15 protein-coding genes and 1 tRNA gene are annotated in these 17,534 nt (G+C 68.5%); 11 read left to right on the top strand and 5 right to left on the bottom strand.

Annotation, left to right across the window (positions count from 1 at the left end):
- Positions 1-40: 40 nt before the first annotated feature.
- From GGR89_RS10335 to GGR89_RS10320, 4 genes are all read left to right on the top strand, one after another.
- Positions 41-1,807, top strand: coding sequence for a fatty acyl-AMP ligase (locus GGR89_RS10335; protein WP_125972084.1), 1,767 nt, complete (start codon positions 41-43; stop codon positions 1,805-1,807).
- 197 nt (positions 1,808-2,004) lie between these two features.
- The gene (locus tag GGR89_RS10330) at positions 2,005-4,314 is read left to right on the top strand and encodes a putative bifunctional diguanylate cyclase/phosphodiesterase (protein ID WP_125972182.1); all 2,310 of its coding nucleotides are present in this window, start codon (positions 2,005-2,007) and stop codon (positions 4,312-4,314) included.
- A gap of 121 nt (positions 4,315-4,435) precedes the next feature.
- Entirely contained in the window at positions 4,436-4,984 is a 549-nt protein-coding gene (locus GGR89_RS10325) for an FxDxF family PEP-CTERM protein (protein WP_125972082.1), read from the top strand.
- A gap of 144 nt (positions 4,985-5,128) precedes the next feature.
- Positions 5,129-5,205 (top strand) — tRNA-Trp (locus tag GGR89_RS10320).
- Positions 5,206-5,322: 117 nt separating this feature from the next.
- Here GGR89_RS10320 and GGR89_RS10315 read toward each other — a convergent pair.
- Positions 5,323-6,105, bottom strand: a complete 783-nt coding sequence (locus tag GGR89_RS10315) for an IclR family transcriptional regulator (RefSeq protein WP_125972080.1) — start codon at positions 6,103-6,105, stop codon at positions 5,323-5,325.
- 246 nt (positions 6,106-6,351) lie between these two features.
- Between GGR89_RS10315 and GGR89_RS10310 the strand changes: the two genes are divergently transcribed.
- The 4 genes from GGR89_RS10310 to GGR89_RS10295 all read left to right on the top strand — a co-directional run bounded on the left by GGR89_RS10310 (position 6,352) and on the right by GGR89_RS10295 (position 11,227).
- Positions 6,352-6,513: a hypothetical protein gene (locus GGR89_RS10310; RefSeq protein WP_164521827.1), complete on the top strand. Its 162-nt coding sequence runs from the start codon at positions 6,352-6,354 to the stop codon at positions 6,511-6,513.
- A gap of 139 nt (positions 6,514-6,652) precedes the next feature.
- Positions 6,653-7,189, top strand: a complete 537-nt coding sequence (locus tag GGR89_RS10305; RefSeq protein ID WP_125972078.1) for an RNA polymerase sigma factor — start codon at positions 6,653-6,655, stop codon at positions 7,187-7,189.
- Positions 7,186-8,133 carry a FecR family protein gene (locus tag GGR89_RS10300; RefSeq protein WP_125972076.1) on the top strand — a complete coding sequence of 316 codons (948 nt, stop codon included), beginning with the start codon at positions 7,186-7,188 and terminating at the stop codon, positions 8,131-8,133. The genes GGR89_RS10305 and GGR89_RS10300 overlap by 4 nt, the downstream gene beginning before the upstream one ends.
- 124 nt (positions 8,134-8,257) lie before the next feature.
- The gene (locus tag GGR89_RS10295) at positions 8,258-11,227 is read left to right on the top strand and encodes a TonB-dependent receptor (RefSeq protein WP_245201628.1); all 2,970 of its coding nucleotides are present in this window, start codon (positions 8,258-8,260) and stop codon (positions 11,225-11,227) included.
- A 194-nt stretch (positions 11,228-11,421) separates the two neighbouring features.
- On the opposite strand, the gene GGR89_RS10290 is transcribed toward GGR89_RS10295, so the two are convergent.
- From GGR89_RS10290 to GGR89_RS10280, 3 genes are all read right to left on the bottom strand, one after another.
- Positions 11,422-11,886 carry a hypothetical protein gene (locus tag GGR89_RS10290; protein ID WP_125972072.1) on the bottom strand — a complete coding sequence of 155 codons (465 nt, stop codon included), beginning with the start codon at positions 11,884-11,886 and terminating at the stop codon, positions 11,422-11,424.
- Between the two features lie 62 nt (positions 11,887-11,948).
- Positions 11,949-12,812, bottom strand: a complete 864-nt coding sequence (locus GGR89_RS10285) for an NPP1 family protein (RefSeq protein WP_125972070.1) — start codon at positions 12,810-12,812, stop codon at positions 11,949-11,951.
- 224 nt (positions 12,813-13,036) lie between these two features.
- Positions 13,037-14,998 carry a glycoside hydrolase family 127 protein gene (locus GGR89_RS10280; protein ID WP_125972068.1) on the bottom strand — a complete coding sequence of 654 codons (1,962 nt, stop codon included), beginning with the start codon at positions 14,996-14,998 and terminating at the stop codon, positions 13,037-13,039.
- Between the two features lie 139 nt (positions 14,999-15,137).
- Between GGR89_RS10280 and GGR89_RS10275 the strand changes: the two genes are divergently transcribed.
- The 3 genes from GGR89_RS10275 (at position 15,138) to nusG (ending at position 16,673) form a co-directional block, all read left to right on the top strand.
- Positions 15,138-15,767, top strand: coding sequence for a DedA family protein (locus GGR89_RS10275; RefSeq protein WP_125972066.1), 630 nt, complete (start codon positions 15,138-15,140; stop codon positions 15,765-15,767).
- A gap of 152 nt (positions 15,768-15,919) precedes the next feature.
- A complete protein-coding gene (gene secE, locus GGR89_RS10270) occupies positions 15,920-16,117 on the top strand; it encodes a preprotein translocase subunit SecE (RefSeq protein WP_125972064.1) in 198 nt (65 codons plus the stop codon).
- Between the two features lie 16 nt (positions 16,118-16,133).
- Entirely contained in the window at positions 16,134-16,673 is a 540-nt protein-coding gene (gene nusG / locus GGR89_RS10265) for a transcription termination/antitermination protein NusG (RefSeq protein ID WP_121078389.1), read from the top strand.
- A gap of 81 nt (positions 16,674-16,754) precedes the next feature.
- On the opposite strand, the gene GGR89_RS10260 is transcribed toward nusG, so the two are convergent.
- Positions 16,755-17,450 (bottom strand): GNAT family N-acetyltransferase, encoded by a 696-nt coding sequence (locus GGR89_RS10260; protein ID WP_125972062.1) that lies wholly within the window; start codon positions 17,448-17,450, stop codon positions 16,755-16,757.
- Positions 17,451-17,534 lie beyond the last annotated feature (84 nt).

The raw sequence follows: 17,534 nt of genomic DNA, 5'->3' as shown, positions 1-17,534 counted from the left end.
GCACAACGACCTGCTACCTCACAGGGGCATGAGAAAAAGAATGGTATTGGACGAAACGGGATCGCTCGAAACTGTGGAACTGGCAGCGCTTGCGCCCACGCCCACGCAAGACCGTCTCCCGCGCCGTTTCGCTGATTTCGAAACGCTGGGTGCCGCGCTCGATTACGCGGCCCAGGGTGTGCGCGGACTGAACTTCCACGATGCGCGGGGCAAGCTGGTGCGGCCCTATCGCTTCGCCGAACTGCGTGCCGACGCGCTCGAACAGGCGCGCCGCCTGATCGCCGCCGGCATCCAGCCGCAGGACCGCATCGCGCTGATCGCCGAGACCGGACCGGAATTCGCATCGCTGTTCTTCGGCGTGATCTATGCCGGCGCCTGGCCGGTGCCGCTGCCGCTGCCGACCAGCTTCGGCGGCGCGCAATCCTATATCGACCAGCTCCGCGTCCAGCTCGAAAGCTGCGACCCGACGCTGCTGATCTACCCGCCCGAAATCGGCAGCATGTGCGCCGAGGCCGCACGGCTGACCGAGGTCGCCGCCACCGACTGGGACGCCTTCTCGGCCAAGCCGGCGCCCGAGGCACCGCTGCCCCAGGCCAAGCCGGACGACATCGCCTATCTGCAATATTCGAGCGGCTCGACCCGCTTCCCGCACGGCGTCGCGATCACGCACCACGCGCTGCTCAACAATCTCGCGGCGCACAGCCATGGGATGGAGCTGGTCGACGCCGATCGCTGCATCTCCTGGCTGCCCTGGTACCATGACATGGGCCTGGTCGGCTGCTTCCTGTCGCCGGTCGCCAACCAGGTCTCGACCGATTACATGAAGACCGAGGATTTCGCCCGGCGCCCGCTCGCCTGGCTGGACCTGATCAGCCGCAACGAAGGCAACAGCATCTCCTACTCGCCGACCTTCGGCTACGACATCTGCGCCCGCCGCATGTCGAGCCAGACCAAGGCGAGCGAGCGGTTCGATCTCGCCCGCTGGCGCATCGCCGGCAACGGCGCCGACATGATCCGCCCGGACGTGATGCAGCGCTTCGTCGATGCGTTCGCCGATGCCGGCTTCAAGGCGACCGCCTTCATGCCGAGCTACGGCCTGGCCGAGGCGACGCTGGCGGTCTCGATCATGCCCCCGGGCGAAGGCATCGTCGTCGAGCTGGTCGAGGAAACCCAGCTCTCCGGCGGCACCGCCCGCGCCGATCGCCCGCAGCGCTACCGCGCGGTGGTCAACTGCGGCAAGCCAGTGCGCGACATGGCCGTGGAGATCCGCGAGGAAGACGGCACGCCGCTGCCCGAAAAGGCGATCGGCAAGGTCTGGTGCAAGGGCCCGTCGGTGATGGTCGGCTATTTCCGCGACGAAGCCGCCACCGAGGCGTGCATGTCCGACGGCTGGCTGGATACCGGCGACATGGGCTATATGTCCGACGGCTATATCTACATCGTCGGCCGCGCCAAGGACATGATCATCGTCAACGGCAAGAACCACTGGCCGCAGGACATCGAATGGGCGGTGGAGCAGCTGCCCGGCTTCAAGCAGGGCGACATCGCCGCCTTCGCGATCACCACGCCCGGTGGCGAGGAGACTCCGGCGGTGCTGGTCCAGTGCCGCACCTCGGACGAGCAGGAGCGGCTGCGCCTGCGCGAGGAGATTCGCGAGCGCGTCCGCTCGGTCACCGGCATGAACTGCGTGATCGAGCTCGTGCCCCCGCGCACGCTGCCGCGCACCAGCTCGGGCAAGCTGAGCCGTGCCAAGGCACGCAACCTTTATCTGAACGGCGAGATCAAGCCCTACGCGGTCGCCGCCTGAACTGCCGGTCCGGCCGGGCTTCACGCCCGGCCGCCCTCCGCTCCCGCGGGTCGATCGGGGCCGCACCGCGAAAATGGACCTATTCACCTCCATTTTAGCGCCACCCTAACTTCTCGCTAACCTGGCGCCGCTATGCAGCCGGCGTGAGCAGCTCCTCCACGACACCGTTGATTCAGCCGCGAGTCGACGCGCGTGCGATGCTGGGCCTGCGCGACCCCGGCGACACCATCGACTGGTCGCGGATCCGCGCGGCGCAGCTGCATGCCGGCCGCCGCTCGGCGCTGCTGTTCTTCTCGGCGCAAGTCGGCGGCGCGGCGCTGTCCGCGCTCGCCCTCATGCCGCTGGCGCCGCACGGCCTGCTGTTCTGCTGGATGCTGCTGACGCTTGGCGCCGCCACCTGGGTGACGGTGCGCCGACTCGGCTGGCGCGACCCCAACGCGCTCACCGCCACGCTCGCCGATGTCCGCCGCACCGGCCCCGAGGGCGTAGTGATGGGCCTCATCTGGTCGATCCTCCCGCTCGCCTTCGGGGCGATCGCCACGGACCGCGCAAGCCTCGACCTCTGGGCCGCCACCACCCTCGTGCTGATCACCGCGGCGATGACCATGGGGATGCTGCCGCTGGCCAGCCTGTCCTTCATCGCGATTCTCGGCATCCCCTGCATCGTCACGCTGGCGCTGACCGGCGCACCGCTGCTCGCCGCCACCGCCGCCTTCCTCGTCGCGCTGATCGGCGTCGCCAGCTATAGCCGCGCGCGCGCACTGGTGCTGCTGCGCGCAAACGAGATGGCGCTGGCCGAGCGCGACCAGACGGTGAGCCTGCTGCTGCGCGAGTTCGAGGACGCCTCGTCCGACTGGCTGTGGGAAGTCGATGCCCAGCGCCGCGTGGTGCGCGCGAGCCCGCGGCTCGCCGCCTCGCTCGGGCTGGAACCCGGCACGCTGGCCGGGCTGCCGCTGCTCCAGCTGCTCGCCGGCCCCGCCTGGGAGACCGGCAAGTTCACCCAGGAACTGCACGAGCTCGCCGAGAAGCTGAAGCGCCGCGAGCCGTTCGCCGACCTGCCGATCCCGATCGAGGTCGAGGGCGATCGCCGCTGGTGGCAGATCTCCGCCAGCCCCAAGTTCGACGAGCGCGGCGCCTTTGCCGGCTTTCGCGGGGTCAGCTCGGACGTCACCGAGCAGCGCCGCGCGACCGACCAGATCCACCGCATGGCGCGGTTCGACACGCTCACCGGCCTGCCCAACCGCCTCCACATCAACGAGGCGCTCGCCACGGCGCTGGCCGAGGCGGACAAATGGGGCGCGCGCTGCGCCTTCATGATGATCGACCTGGATCGCTTCAAGGCGGTCAACGACACGCTCGGCCACCCCGTCGGCGATCGGCTGCTCCAGCGCGTCGCGCGGCGGCTGCGCAGCCTGGTCAGCGAGACCGAGATGATCGGGCGGCTGGGCGGCGATGAGTTCGCCGTGGTCGTCCGCGATGCGCGCGACACCGCGCGGGTGGAGGCACTGGCCCAGACGATCATCGACACCGTCTCGCGGCCCTATGAGCTCGACCAGCACACCCTCTATATCGGCGCCTCGGTCGGCCTGGCCCTTGCGCCCCGCGACGGCCGCACCGCGGAGACGCTGGTCCGCTCGGCCGATCTCGCGCTCTACCGCTCGAAGGACAAGGGCGGCGGCGTGTTCCACGCCTATGAGCCGCAGCTCCATGTCGCCGCCGAGGAACGCCGCGTGCTCGAGATCGCGCTGCGCGCCGCGGTCGAGAAGGGCCAGATGCAGCTCGCCTATCAGCCGGTGGTCAATGCCCGCACCGGCGGGCTGCTCGGCTTCGAGGCGCTGCTGCGCTGGACCCATCCCGAACTGGGCGCGATCCCGCCCGCCAAGTTCATCCCGCTGGCGGAGGAAGCCCGGCTGATCGGCGCGATCGGCGAATGGGTGCTGCGCACTGCCTGCGACGAGGCCGCCCGCTGGGAGGAGCCCGCGCGGATCGCGATCAACGTCAGCTCGGAACAGCTCCACAACCCCAGCTTCGCGACGCTGGTGGCGCAGGCGCTCGCCGCCTCGGGGCTGGCGCCGGAGCGGCTCGAGCTGGAGGTGACCGAAAGCGTTTTCCTGCGCGAAGGCACCGCGGCGGTGAGCGTGCTCGAACAGATTCTCGATCTCGGCGTGCGCCTCAGCCTCGACGATTTCGGCACCGGCTATTCCTCGCTCGGCTACCTCGCCCATACCCGCTTCAATTCGATCAAGATCGACCGCAGCTTCGTCCAGGCCGCCGCGCGCGGCACCCGCGAGGCGATCGCGATCATCCGCGCCGTGGTCGCGCTCGCCGACAGCCTGGGCATGGCGACGACCGCCGAGGGGGTCGAAACCGAGCAGGAGCACGAGATGGTGCAGACGCTCGGCTGCACCCGTGCGCAGGGTTTCTACTTCGGTCGACCGCTCCCCGTGCACGAAGCCCGGCTGATCGTGTCGCGAAACGGTAACGAAACGATCCGCGCCCGTGCGTGAGTTGCGCTGAGCTGTTCCCGGATTGGGACATAACCCACTTTTTTCATTCGGAACTTTGGAACCGTCCAAGGGTCTTCGCTGCACTGCAATGGTTCACTTGCCGTTAAGGGAGACACCCCGAATGTATCGTACGCTTATGGCGGCGGCTGCCACCGCCGCAGCGCTTGTCGCTGTCGCACCTGCTCAGGCCGCAACCTATTTCGGTCCGGCCGACATGAATATCTCCACCGCCGCGGATGGCTCGATCTCGACCAGCTTCGGTCAGTCGGGCATCACCGCGGGCAACTTCACCCACATCTATCAGTTCACCCTGCCGCAGGACGGCGTGGCGAGCGGGTCCCTGATCACCAGCGCGGTGACGTTCAACGGCCCGACCGACCTCGACCTGACGTCGGTCTTCTTCAACGGCGTCCAGCTTGCCGGCTTCTTCGGCAGCGGCGTCAACGAGTTCGTCTTCGCGAACGCGGTGCCGATCAAGGCCGGCATGCAGAATGAAATCACCATCAACGGCTTCTCGCGCGGCAACGGTTCGTACGGCGGCCAGGGCGTGTTCGTGCCGTCGGGCGTGCCCGAGCCGGCCGCCTGGGGCATGATGATCGGCGGCTTCGGCCTCGCCGGTGCAGCCATGCGCCGCACGCGCCGCACGCGCGTCACCTACGCGAACGCCTAAACCAAAAACCATCCTCGCCGTTGCAGAGGGGGCGCCGCCGCGGAACACCGTGGCGGCGCTTTCTTTTTGGCCGCGCAATTCGCGGCAAGCTGCATCTTGGCTCTTGCCCGAAGCGGAATCGGCCGATAAAGGGGCGGACCGCACAGGGGTGTAGCTCAGCTGGTTAGAGCGTCGGTCTCCAAAACCGAAGGCCCTCGGTTCGAATCCGAGCTCCCCTGCCATCGCTGCCGCTGCCGATCCGTCGCCGGGGCGCTTTCAATCTCGCAGGTCGGGCCTTGCCTCCTCCACCACGTCGCTGCGCGGCGCGGTTCCCTTCCCCGCTTGCGCGGGCGAGGGCCTCAAGCCGGCTGGTAGCCCAGCCGTTCGGAGATCCGGGCGCAGGCCGCGCGCAGTTTCTCGCGCGCTGCGTCGCGGTCCATCACCTGCGATCCGTCGATCAGCGCGAGGAAGGGAATCGTCAGCGCCGCGACGATGCGGCGATCGAAGCCGAACACGGGGAAGCTGATGTCCGTCACCCCGAAGGTGACCGGGCTCTCGCGGCTGTCATGGCCCTGCCGCTGCACCGTCACCAGCCGCTCGGCGAGCCAGTCGCGATCCACCGGCGCCCCCTGCTCCGCCTCGGCGGCAGCGACCATCCGCTCGACGAGGTCGGGATTGGAGAAGGCGAGCAGCACTTGCCCCGAGCAGCTGCGCAGCAGATCGATATGCGCGCCCACCTTGAGCGCGAAGCCGCGCGTGGCGGGCGATTCCTCGCGCGCCACCACCAGCCCGTGCCCATCGCTCGCGACGACGAGATGGCACGACTGCACCGTGTCGCGCGCCAGCATCTGCATCTCGGGCATCGCCGCGCGGACGAGGTCCTGCGAGGGCGTGGCGCGCAGCGCCACGTCGAGCAGCTTGTAGGCCACCGCATAGCGATCGGTCGCCTCGGAGCGGCGCAGATAGCCGAGCTGCTCCATCACCACGACGATGCGGAACAGCTCGCCCACCGAGCGGCCGAGATCCGCCGCCATCTCGCTGACCAGCGCGCCCTCGGGCCGGCCGGCGAGCAGTTCGATCACCTCGAAGCCCTTTTCGATCGCGGGGGCGGAATAGGTCTTCTTCGACCCGGGTCGCGCCATGATGCCTCCTGTTGCGTGCGCCCCCTCCCTTGCCCGAAAGCCGGACCGGCGCAACGGGGCTCGGTTCGTCCTTCAAAGCACGGGTCTCGTCGCGCCAGCATTGTTCTCGCGCGGCACCTGCGCATTATCCACCGCGACCGCTACGAACCAGCGTAAATGGCTGGAAACTTTCGATGAAGCGAACGTTGGATCAAGGTTAGTTCTGGGAATTGGATTTGTCGCAACATGCCTGAAGGGGAACCCGTGGTGGCCATAGCCCTTCTTACCGAACGCGACATCGAGCGGTACGGCAACAATCTCAGCCGTTGCTATCGGATCGAAACCAGCGCCGAGTTCGACAATCTCCTCCACATGATCGACAAGGCCGATGCCGCGCTGATCGCGCGATCTCGGGATCGCACCTCCTAACGCCAGACTGTCACGCCAGCTTCATCCAGAGCCGCTAGCCCTGCGCGAAACGCGGGCGATCTCAGGATGAAAGGGGGCGAATCGCCATGGCGACAAGCGGGTTGTGCGCCCCGAATCCGCCCTTGGGCAGGATGGGGCGATGAACGAGCTGACCAGCCTGGCCGCGCACCGCCGCGCGGTATCGGAGGAAGTGGCGCTGCGCGACGCGCTGTTCCGCTTCGTCCAGGCGCGGCTGCGCGACTCGCAGGACGGTGAGGACATCGTCCAGGAAACCTATATCCGGCTGTACGATTATCGCCGCTCGCGCAGCGTCGCCGATGTCGGCGCCTTCTGCTTCGCGGTCGCCCGCAACCTCGTCTTCGACCATTTCCGCCGCCTGCGTGCCGCGCCCCGCCCCGCCGAGCTCGCCGAGGACATCCCCTGCGCCCAGCCGCGCGCCGAGGAAGTGCTCGACTATCGCCAGCGCGTCGACATCCTCGTCCGCGCGCTCAAGGTGATGCCGCCGCTCCGCCGCGAGATCTTCCTGCGCCGCCGGCTCGACGGCGTGGCGGTGGCGATCATCGCCGCCGATCTCGACATGACCCCCGCCGCGATCGAGAAGCACTGCGTCCGCGCGGTCGCCGATCTCCGCGCCGCGCTCGAGCGCCGCGGCCTGCCGGGCGGCGCCGCGCGATGAGCCTCAACCCCACCCGCCGCGCCGCGCTGCACGACGCCGCCCGCTGGGCAATGCGCGAGGACGAGGCCGTGCTGCGCGAGGCCCCGCCCCCCGCCGCCGCCGAGGTGCAGGCGATGCTCGACGATCGCGCGCTGTCCGATGCGATGGCGCAGCTGCCGCGCCTGTCCGACGCCGAGATCCGCGCACTGCGCACCCGCCGCCGCACCGCGATCGGCACCGGGGGCCTGCTCGGCATCGCGGCAGTGCTCGGTATCGGCGGCTGGCAGGCGGGCTGGTACCGCGCCGCCGCGCCTGCCCCGCTCCATTACGAAACCGCCCGCGGCCAGATGCTCGACGTGAAACTGGCCGACGGCTCCTCGGTCCACCTCAACGGCGCGACCAGCCTCGACGTGACGCTGGAGGAGGATCGCCGCAGCGTGACGATGCAGCGCGGCGAGGCCTATTTCGACGTCGCCCACCTGCCCGATCGCCCCTTCACGGTGCACGCGGGCGGCGCGGCGACCCAGGTGCTCGGCACCGCCTTCGATATCGACATCGCCGCGGGCGGCGTCCGCCTCGCCGTCTATCGCGGCAGGGTGCGCTTCGGCGATGCAGCCGCGGCGGTGATCGTCCCTGCCGGCTGGCGGACCCGCTTCGCCGATGGCCGTGCCCAGCCGCCGACCCGCTTCGACGCCGCGCAGAAGGACTGGCGCGACGGCTGGCTCGACATCGACGCGATGCCGCTCGGCGACCTGGTCGACGCGCTCAACCGCCGCGGCGGGCCGCTGATCGCCCCGCCCCCGCCCAGCCTGCGCGGCCTAGCCGTGTCGGGCCGGTTCCGCCTCGATTCGCCCCAGGCGCTGCTCGACGCGATGGGGCTCGCCTATGGCTTCCGCACGACGCGCACCGGCGGCGAGCTGCGGCTGGAAGCCACCGTCGACGACGCCAATCCGTCACGTCCATGACCTTGAACCGTAACAAAATTCTTTTGTCCGGAAGCTGATCTGCCCTCGTCTTCCTCGCTAGCGGCGCACGTGCGCCGGAGCGGAGGGAAGACCAACCATGACACGCATCCAGGGGATTTCACGCATGGCACTCGCCATCTTGCTGGCAGCGCCCGCGATCGCGCAGGCGCATGCCGCCGATGCGACGATGGCGGCGCAGCGCCGGTTCGACATCGGCCCAAGCGATCTGCGCACGGCGATCTCGCAATTCTCGCAGGCGACCGGCCTGCAGGTGGTGGTGGCGCCGAGCGCGGTCGCCGGCCGCCGCACCGCCGGCGTCCGCGGCGCGCTGAGCGTTCGCGCCGCGCTCGACAAGCTGCTGCGCGGCTCGAACCTCAGCGCCGCGGTGCATGGCGGCATCGTCGTGCTGACCCCGTCGCGCGCCGCCGCCCCGGCCCCGCGCCGCACCCTCCGCAGCGAAGCGCCCGTCGCCGTCGCCGCGGCGCCGGTGCAGGCCGCGCAGACCGACACGCAGGATCCGGATAACGCCGAGATCGTCGTCTCCGGCTATCGCGAAAGCATCGCCGCCGCGCAGGAGCTCAAGCGCCGCGCGGTGGGTGCGGAGGACGACATCGTCGCCACCGATATCGCCGCCTTTCCCGACCTGAACCTGGCCGAATCGCTCCAGCGCGTGCCGGGCATCACCATCACCCGCGACACCGGCGAGGGCCGCCAGATCGCGCTGCGCGGCCTCGGCGCCGACTTCACCCGCACCCAGCTCAACGGCATGGAAGTGCTGGGCAACACCGCCTCGGGCATGGACAATCGCGGCTCGGTCAGCCGCTCGCGCTCGTTCGACTACAGCCTGTTCGCCTCGGAACTGTTCAACCGCGTCTCGGTGCAGAAATCCTATGCGGCCGAGCAGGACGAGGGCGGTCTGGCCGGCACGGTGCAGCTCACCACCGCCAAGCCGTTCGACTATAGCGGCAACAAGTTCGTCGTCTCGGCCAAGGGCCAGACCAACAGCAACGCCACTGGCGTGACCCCGCGCGCGGTGGCGCTCGCCTCGGTCCGCTCGGGCGATTGGGGGGCTTTGGTTTCGGTCGCCTACAGCAAGATCAAGAGCAACGAATACGGCTATCGCAACTGGGGCTGGGGCCCGACCAAATATGCCGCGAAGAACATCGGCCCCGAGATCGACGCCGATACCCGCGCCAAGCTGCTCGCCGGCGTCTACCAGCCGACCGCGCAATCGCCCTCGACCTGGTACACCGATCGCCAGCGCCTCGGCGTCACCTCGTCGGTCCAGTACCATCCGGGCGAGAATTTCAAGCTCGACGTCGACTTCCTCTACGGCCGCCTGTGGGACCATCGCGACGATTATGCGCTGGCCACCGCGGGCAGCAACCCGCTGACCGGCTCGACGGTCAACGGCACCCAGGTGATCCGCAGCGCGGTGATCGACGGCACCAACACCCTGCGCGCGGCGAGCTATACCGGCATCGACCTGCGCTCCGAGCATCACATCGTCGAGAACCACACCGATTTCTACCAGGGCGTCGCCAACCTCAGCTGGAAGCTGAGCGACCGGCTGACGCTGCGCGCGCTTGGCGGCTATGAGGAATCGGATTTCGGCCAGCCGGTGTTCGACAAGGTCTTCATGGAGGCCAAGCAGACCGCGTTCAGCTACGACACCCGGCCGCAGATCCCGGTCAACAGCTATGGCATCACCCTCACCGATCCCAACCTGTGGACCGTCCAGCGGCTCGACGTGCAGGAAAACAGGATCGTCAACCGCTACGCCAACGGCAAGCTCAGCGCCGACTATGACCTAGGCGACGGGCTGATCCTCAAGGCGGGCGGCGCCTACAAGCACTTCACCAACAGCGGCTATACCTGGGCCAACAAGGTGTTCCACAACGTGCCGGCGAACATTCCGGTGTCGAACGACCTCAAGCAGCTGGTCGGCCCCAAGACGCTGCTCCAGTACATCGTCGGCAATGTCGACGGCGTCTATGCCGCGATCGGCGACAAGCGCGATCTCACCGCCGCCAATCTCCAGGCCGGCAGCGACTACGAGGTCGACGAGAAGACCTGGAACGGCTTCGCCCAGCTCGATCTGGACACGATGCTGGGCGGCATGCGGCTACGCGCCAATGCCGGGGTGCGCTATTTCTCGACCGACCTCACCTCGTCGGGCAATCTCGCGGTCGGCACCGCCTTCGTGCCGGTGGTGATCAAGGACAACAACCATGGCTGGCTGCCCGCCGCCAACCTGGCGCTCGACCTGACCAGGACGCTGGTGTTCCGCCTCAGCGCCGATCGCAACATCAACCGCCCGGGCCTGGGCGACCTCGCCGCGGCGGGGTCGATCACCACCCGCCCCAATGGCGGCAGCCTCAGCCTCGGCAACCCGTTCCTCAAGCCCTTCAAGGCGACCTCGGTCGAGACCTCACTCGAATGGTACATGGACAGCAAGGGCTTCGCCTCGATCGGCTTCTTCTACAAGAACATGGACACCTATATCTCGCCGAGCACGACGACGATCCCCTATGGCCAGACCGGCCTGCCGCTGTCGCTGCTGATCCAGGGCCAGGACGCCAACACCCCCTATGACGTGAGCCAGCCGATCAACGGCCCGGGCGCGGACATCAAGGGCGTCGAAGTCGCCGTGCAGCACGACTTCACCTTCCTGCCGGGGCCGTTCGATCACCTCGGCGTCACCGCCAACGGCACCTGGTTCGACGGCAAGCAGCAGGGCAAGGTGGGCAACACGTTTGTGACGCTGCCGCTGTTCAACCTCTCGAAATGGGCGGCGAACGCGACGCTCTATTACGAGGACAAGGATTGGGGCATCCGCGTCTCCGACGCCTATCGCAGCAAATATTATACCGGCCTCGGCACGGTGGGGAATGTCGGCGACTGGATCGAGGGCACCCACAATATCGACTTCCAGGCGCATGTGAACCTGCGCCCGGGCATTCGCCTGATTGCCGAGGGCATCAACCTCACCAACCAGCCGATCCAGCAGTTCGCCGGCGGCGCGATCGCGCGGCGGGTGGTCTACACCACCAGCGGCCGCACCTTCACCTTGGGCTTCAGCGCGGAGTTCTGAGGCACGGAGGCGAGCCGGTACGGACGCCCCATCCCTTCGTCATCCCGGCGAAAGCCGGGATCCATTGGGGGCTCCGTACCGGCGCTTGCCGACACCGAGAGGCGACTGGATCCCGGCTTTCGCCGGGATGACGGCCCAGAGCGGGGCGCTGGCAAAAGGGCGGCAGCGGACACCCCGCTGCCGCCCTTTGCCGTTCAGCCGCGCGGGCGTCCCTGCGCGACGGCCAGCCGGATGTGGAACAGGTTTTCCGAGACCTCCTCCATCTGCACCGGTCCGCTGGCGGCATAGCCCAGCGCCTCGACCGTGTGCGCCAGCCCGCCGAGCAGCATCGCCTGCCGCTTCTCGAGAAAGGCCTCGTCGGTCGGCGGCGGGATCGTCGCAGTGATCGCGCAGCCGCGCGCGTCGCAGCCGAACGCCACGTCGCGCAACAGCGGATAGGCCAGGCGGACCTGCGTCTCGACCTGCGCGGGCGCCGCGCCGATCGCGATGGGAGCCGCCGCCAAAGGTGGCACGCGCGGCGCCGCTTCGGGCCGGGCGGAAACGGCGACGACGCCCTGCGCCACCGGCGGCGGCGCCGACCCCGCCTTGCCGAGCAGCCCATAGCCTATCGCCAAAGCCGCGAGCGCGGCGCCGGCGACCAGCAGCCGCATCTGTTTCATGTCATCTTTCCCATGCCGGAGTTCCCCGCGCCGCCCGAAGGCGACGCGGGGGACCGTCCCGATCAGCAGATCGTCGAGCCCGCCGGGCAGCCCGGCGAGTTGGCCCCGGAATCGACGTCCGGGTTGAAGCCCGGGGTGATGCCGGTGTTGAGCGCCGCCTTCAGCGATCCGGCGAAGCGCGCATCCTTGATCTCGAAATTGCCGCTGCCGAAATCGTAGTTCGCCACCGCGTTGCGCACGGCGAGCGAGGGATAGCCGTTCCAGCTGACCAGCGGCTGCACCACCCAGCTGCCGGTGCCGTTCTCGGGCGGCTCGTCGCCGCTGTCGGTCTTCGAGAAGCGGAACAGGTGCGAGAAGCCCCAGGTCTCGTAGTGGAAGACCATCTTCACATGCTGGCCGCCGTTCGCGTCGGTCTGGAAGCGGAGCTGGCCGTCCTTGGTCGCGCGCGTCTCCCATTTGCCATGCGCGCCGCGGGTGACGCCAACGACGGCGCTGTTGGTGCCCGCATCGGTGGTCCAGACGATGATCGTCTCCCAGTCATAGGCGTGCGAGAAGTCCGACTGCCAGAAATAGGCATAGACCCGCGCGCAATAGCCGTTGTTGCAGCGGGCGCGGACATAGGCGTTGCTGGTGCGCAGATAGTCGGGGTTGCGGCACGAAGCCGGCGGCTTGGTCGCGTAGGTCGAGGCCTTGGCGCTGATCGCGCCCGACGCGTTCACCGCAGGCACGTTGAAGCAGACATCGGTGTCGAAATCGAGCGCCGGCTGGAAGCGCTTGTCGAGCGAAGTGGCCAGCTCCGGCAGCGGCGCGACGGGTGCGGGCCAGCCCTGCGCATGCGCCGCCTGGAAGGGCAGCACGGCAAGCGCGGCGAGCGCCGCCTTGGGCAGAAGATGACGGGTGGTGGCGGTTGTACGTCCCTTGGTCATACGATCTCCATGCAGGTCCCAGAGCGGCTGCGCGTTACGTTCGTCCGGCCGCGAGGGACCGCCCGCGACCTGGAGATTCCGGTAATCGAGGGGCACGACCAGGGGCGCGCGCCAAGCTGCGGCGCGCCCAGGCGGGTGCGTTCATGGAGAAGACGGACAGCCCGCCGATTCCGGACAATTATTTGTTGCGCCGGGGCGGCGCGTGATGGCCGCCGCCCCTCCGGTCAGGCCTGCGCGGGGGCAAGCTTCCAATAGGTCGCGTAGCGCTCGTGCGCGATGCGGTGATAGGGGATCAGCCGCACCGGGGCGCCGTCGGCCGCGGCGAGGGTGAACTCGAGCGGCCTGGCGCCCGGCCGGATCGCCGCCGCCAGCGTGGCCGGATCGCCCGCCAGCACCGGCACCTGCACCGGCCCGTCATTGTAGCGGCCATATTCGCGCTCGTTGACGACGATGTCCGCCCCCTTCGCCAGCCCCTGCGCCCCCAGCGCGCCCGCCAGCACCAGCGGGCCATAGGTGAACGCGACCACGTTGGGCGCCGCGGGGGCGCTCTCGAAGCCAGGCTCCATCACCAGCTGCAGCTCCACCGTGTCGCCATCCTGCCAGCGCCGCGCGAGTTCGATCCGGCTGCCCGGCGCCACCGAGCGTGCGGCGACCTGGCCGTTGACGCGCAGCGTGGCGGTGCGGCTCCAGCGGGGATGGCGCAGGTTGAGCGTGAGGTCGGTCGGCTTGGCCAGCTTCCAGCGCAGCGTCGTGCGCGGCTCTTCGGGGAAGCGGGTTTCCTGCACCAGCTCGGCGCCCTTCTCGCGCCAGCGCACCGTCGAGGGCAGGAACAGGTTCACGTAGAGCGCACGATCGTCGTGGAAGTAGATCGAGTCCCGATATTTCACATGGTTTTCCATGCCGGTGCCGGTGCAGCACCAGAAGCTGTGCTCGGGGGTATGGTAGAGCTTCATGTATCCCGGCCGCGCGCCCTGGAAATAGGTCGCCATGCCGCTGTCCGGGTCCTGCGAGGCGAGGATGCCGTTGAACAGGGTCCGCTCGTAATAATCGGCATATTCGGGGCGCGGCTCGTGGAGGAACAGGCTGCGGGTGAGCTTGAGCATGTTGTGCTGGCAGCAGGTCTCCGATCCCTTGGCCGAGAAGACGTGGCTCTCGAAATCGGCCATCGCGAAGAAATGCTCGTTGTCGCCGTGCCCGCCGGTGGCGAAGGAGCGCGTCTCCGCCACCGTCTTCCAGAAAAAGGCCGCGGCGTCGCGGTACGACGCATCGCCGGTCGCCTCGTAGACGCGGTGGAAGCCGACCACCTTGGGCACCTGGGTATTGGCGTGGAGCCCGTCGAGATGGTCGCGCGCCTTCGCCAGCGGGGTCAGCAGCGCCTTGTGCGAGAAGCGCTGCGACAGCGTGCGATAGTCCGCCTTGCCGGTCATCGCATAGAGATCGGCATAGATCTCGTTCATCCCGCCATGCTCGGTCTCCAGCATCGCCTCGAACTGGGCGTCGGAGAGCGGCCGGCACGCCACCACGCCCCAGTCGGCGAGCCGGAGCAGCGTCGCGCGGGCGGGGGTGCTGTCGGCGAGCAATGCGCCGTCGCGCAGCCCCGCATAGACCTTGTGCAGCGTGTACCATGGGACGCCGCTGATCTTCTCGCCCCGCAGATGCGCCGCGACGACCGCCGCGCCGTCCGGAAAGGCGGTGACGAGGCCGCTCTTCGCCGCGTCCTGGCAGGCGCCGAGCTCGGTCGCGATATAGTCGATGCGCTGGCGGTACTCGGGCTTGGCCGTGGAGCGGAACGCCAGCGCACAGGCCGAGAGATAATGGCCGAGCGTATGCCCCTGGCAGTGGATGTCGGCCCAGAGCGGGTCCGATTCCCAGCCGCCATAGGCCGGCGCCTTGGGGCTGAGCCCGGCATTGACGCGGAACTGGTGGAGCAGCCGGTCGGGCTCGAGCCGGAGCAGATAGGCCTCGGTCGCGCGCTGGGCATGAAGGAAGGGCCCCTCGCCCAATGTCACGTCCGCCATGTCGAACGGCTGGAGCCTGGCCGGTGCCGCCAGCGCGGGGGCCGCCTCTGCCGCCGCCGGAAGCGGCACGCCCAGCCCCCCGCCAAGCCCGCCGCCAAGCCCGCCGATCGCGACCGCGCCGCTGCCCGTACCGGCAAGAAACCCCCGTCGCGACGTTTCGATCGTCATGCGCGCACCCCTCTCCGTTCGTCCGATTTACTCCGGGTTATCAGACCCCTTCCCCCACGCCAACCCCGGCGCGCTTTTCGCTGCACCGCGCAAAAAAAGCGGCTTCCCAAAATCGCCTGCCTGCCCCAACCACACGCACATGGTCGAAAAGATTCTGGGCATCCTTGCCACCTTCACCATCTGGGTCATCTCGAGCGGGGGCTATCTCGGCATCGCCGTGCTGATGGCGATCGAATCCGCGTGCATCCCGCTGCCGTCGGAGATCATCATGCCGTTCGCGGGCTATCTGGTCTCGACCGGCCGGTTCGATCTCTACCTGGCGGCGACCGCCGGTGCGATCGGCTGCAACCTCGGCTCGATCGTCGCCTATGAGGTCGGCAAGCATGGCGGGCGCCCGCTGGCGCTGCGCTGGGGCAAGTACGTGCTGATCGGCCCCGGCGAGATCGACGCCGCGGATCGCTTCTTCGCGCGCTATGGCAGCATCGCGGTGCTGATCGGCCGGCTGCTGCCGGTGATCCGCTCGTTCATCGCCTTCCCGGCGGGCGTCGCGCGGATGAAGCTGGTGCCGTTCCACGTCTACACCTTTATCGGCAGCTGGCCCTGGTGCTTCGGCCTCGCCTGGGTGGGCATGACCCTCGGCGAAAAGTGGGACAGTGATCCGCGCATGAAGGCCGCGTTCCACAGTGCCGATGCGCTGATCGGCGTGGTGCTGGTCGGGCTGGTGGCGTTCTACATCTGGCACCGCGTGCGGGGCCTGAAGCAGCGCTGAGCGCTTCGTTTGCGCCACGCTTGCACAACTAGCGCCGATCCTCTAGATACAGCCCCCTAGCCGAAAGCGTGGGTGGATTGCACCGGTTCCTGGGAAGGACCGGGCAGCGGACCCATGCCCGAAGCGCCATTTTTCACACGAGGATAGCCCCAGTGGCGAAGACCAGCCCCGTCGAATTCGTGAAGCAGGTCCAGGCCGAGACCCGCAAGATCGCCTGGCCCACCCGCCGCGAGACGATCATGACCGGCGTGATGGTGATGATCATGACGACGCTGCTCGGCAGCTTCTTCCTCGGCATCGACTCGCTGTTCGACCTGATCGTCAACGCCCTCCTCCGCCTCGCGCAGTAAGGAAAGACCAACAAGCATGTCGCGCTGGTACATCATCCACGCCTATTCCGGTTTCGAGGGCAAGGTCCGCGACCAGATCCTGGCCGACGCCACCCGCCTGGGCCTCGATCGCCTCGTCGAGTCCGTCGAAGTGCCGACCGAGACGGTGACCGAAGTGCGCCGCGGCAAGAAGATCCAGTCCGAGCGGAAGTTCTTCCCCGGCTATGTGCTCGCCAAGCTCGAGATGAACGACGACGTCTATCACCTGGTGAAGAACACGCCGAAGGTGACCGGCTTCCTCGGCAGCTCGGGCAAGCCCCAGCCGATCAGCGAGGCGGAAGCCGCGCGCATCCTCAACACCAAGGAAGAAGCGGCCACCGCGGCACCCAAGGCCAAGCTGAAGGTCGATTTCGACATCGGCGACACGGTCAAGGTGATCAGCGGCAACTTCGCCACCTTCTCGGGCGTGGTCGAGGAGCTCGACTACGACAAGAACCGCGTGAAGGTCTCGATCTCGATCTTCGGCCGCGCGACCCCGCTGGAGCTGGGCTTCGAGGACGTCGAACGCGTCAAGTGATCCGCGCCTGCGGGCCTTGCCACCACGAACACGAAAAAGCCGGGGCCCAACCCCGGCTTTTTTGGTTGCGCGATCCGCCGCTCAGCGCGTCTCGTCGGCCCCCAGCCGGGTCATCTGCACCTCGCGCCGGAGCACGAAACCCAGCGACCGATAGAGCGCGATCGCACCCGCATTGCTGGCATAGGCGTGGAGAAACGGCACCTCGCCCCGCGCGCGGATGGCATCGGCAACGGCGGAGATCAGTGCCCGCGCATAGCCGCGCCCCCGCGCATCCGGGTGGGTGCACACGCCGCTGATCTCGGTGAACCCGTCCGGCTTCATCCGCTCGCCCGCCATCGCGAGCAGACGACCGTCCTGCTCGATCCCCAGGAAGGTCCCCAGCTGGTGGGTGCGGGCGAAGAACGGCCCCGGTTCGGTGAGGGTGGCAAGCGCCAGCATCGCCTCGGCATCGCCCTCGCCGAGTGGGCGGATGCACACCTCCGGCAGGGTGCCCGGCCGCGGATCCTTGCCCACCATCTGCACGCCGAGAGCCTGGGACACCACGCGCAGCCCCGGCACGGCCGGCGGCGCCTCGGCCTCCAGAAACGCGACATCCCCCTGCGCCGCGACGAGCGCGGCGAGCCCCGCCAGCGCGTCCGGCGTGGGCGCGTCGAGGGCGGCGAATACGCCGACCTGCGGATCGTAGCGCCGCGCACCCCCCGCGACGATCGCAAAGCGGGCATGGCGCCCACGGAGCGCCGACCGGGCCGGGAAATCGAGCGGATCGTAGCCAGTCATGCCGCGCATCCTACCGCGCGGGTGCCGCCCTCGAAATGGCGGCGACACAAAAAAGCCGGGGGAGCCCCCCCGGCTTTCCTTGAA

Origin of the sequence: Sphingomonas trueperi, from assembly GCF_011927635.1 — a bacterium.
GTDB classification, from domain to species: domain Bacteria; phylum Pseudomonadota; class Alphaproteobacteria; order Sphingomonadales; family Sphingomonadaceae; genus Sphingomonas; species Sphingomonas trueperi.
The sequence above is the reverse complement of the archived record's forward strand: the minus strand, read 5'-3'. Positions and strand labels throughout refer to the sequence as shown.